Annotated in this window: 1 protein-coding gene; it reads left to right on the forward strand. The window is 72.1% G+C overall.

The genetic code is table 11. The features are described 5' to 3' along the window. Positions 1 to 1,030: HlyD family type I secretion periplasmic adaptor subunit (locus AB1555_20205; protein ID MEW6249001.1), on the forward strand; the 1,030-nt coding region annotated here is incomplete at both ends.

The following is a 1,030-nucleotide window of genomic DNA, read 5'->3' on the forward strand; positions in this document are numbered from 1 at the left end:
TGCTGCGCATCCAGGAGCGCCCGCCCGCGCCGCTTGCCGGCTGGATGCTGCGGCTGATGCTTGCGCTTGTTGCCGGCGCGCTGCTGTGGGCGTACGTCGGGCGCCTGGACATTGTCGCGGTGGCCGAGGGCAAGCTTGTTCCGGCGAGCTATGTCAAGATCGTGCAGCCTGCCGAGCAGGGCATCGTGCGCGAGATCCTGGTGCGCGAGGGCGAGCAGGTTGCCGAGGGTCAGGTGCTCATGCGCATGGACCCGGTGATTGCCGAGGCCGAGCTGCGCGCGCTGCAGGCCGAGTTCGAGCGCCAGCGCCTGGGGCTGCGGCGCATCGAGGCGGAGCTCTCCGGCCGGGGGCTTGAGCGCGAGCCGGGCGATTCGCCGGTGCTGTTTGCGCAGGTGGCGGCGCAGCAGGCGGCGAACGTGCGCGCCCACGAAAGTGCGCTCGCGCAGGAGCGCGCCGTGCTGGACAAGGCGCGCCATGACCTTGCGGCGGCCGAGGAAACGAGGGCGAAGCTGCAGGAAATCCTGCCGCACTATCGCGAGCAGGAGGCGGCCTTCGAGCGGCTGGCGCGCGAGGGCTTTGCCGGGCGCATTCTGGCCGCCGAGCGCCGGCGCGAGCGCATCGAGCGCGAGCAGGAGCTGAGGGCGCAGGAGCACCTGGTGCGCTCGAACCTTGCGCTGATCGAGCAGGCCGAGCGCAGGCTCGCGCAGCTGTCGGCCGAGTACCGGCGCCGCCTGCAGGCCGAGCGCCTGGAGGTCTCCGGCCAGCTTGAGCGGCTGACGCAGGAGCTTGCCCGGCAGCGCCACCGGCGCGCCCTGCTTGAGCTCAGGGCGCCGGCAGCGGGCACGGTGAAGGATCTGGCCACCCACACCGCGGGCACGGTGGCGGCCCCGGGCACCATCCTGATGACCCTGGTGCCGGAGGGCGAGAAACTGCTGGCCGAGGTCTGGGTCGGCAACGCCGATGCCGGGTTCGTGCGCGCGGGCCAGCCGGCAAAGCTCAAGCTCGCGCCGTTTCCGTTCCACAAGTACGG

This window comes from Nitrospirota bacterium (genome assembly GCA_040755395.1).
In the GTDB taxonomy this organism is placed as follows: domain Bacteria; phylum Nitrospirota; class Nitrospiria; order Nitrospirales; family Nitrospiraceae; genus DATLZU01.